We start from the raw sequence: 379 nt of genomic DNA, 5'->3' as shown, positions 1-379 counted from the left end.
AGTCAAAGCGCTCGCACCTGCTTCGGTCGCCACCGCACTTGGGTTGGCAAGCAGAGGCACAGCCATAGTCTCGGCGAGCATTGGAGCGTTCCAGTCGGCGCCTGGTGCATCATCGAGGCTTAGCACGGCGCCGCAGCCCGCAGCGCGAGCGCGCTCGGCCAGACTGAAATCGTGCAGCAGCGGAAGCCGATGAACGATACCTGTTGCCTGTAGAGCCTTGAGCCAAGGCCCATCATCCTTGGCTAACAGTATCAGCGGTAATTGTTCACGAATGGCCTGTCTGGCCAGGCTTAGCCAGCGCTGGGCGAGGGTTGGCCGGTTGAGGCTGTCGCCGATCAGCAGCACCTGCAGGAGGGTTGCATCCGATACAGGGTTTGCC

The 379-nt window shown here is 62.0% G+C and carries 1 pseudogene; it reads right to left on the bottom strand.

Going from position 1 to position 379, the window contains the following annotated elements:
* Positions 1-379 (bottom strand): annotated as a pseudogene (locus tag AAEZ05_RS27885) (glycosyltransferase family 2 protein); the annotation flags it as partial.

It is taken from the genome of Pseudomonas sp. HY13-MNA-CIBAN-0226, from assembly GCF_040310305.1.
Classification (GTDB): Bacteria; Pseudomonadota; Gammaproteobacteria; order Pseudomonadales; family Pseudomonadaceae; genus Aquipseudomonas; species Aquipseudomonas gregormendelii.
This window is presented reverse-complemented; position numbering and strand designations above follow the sequence as displayed.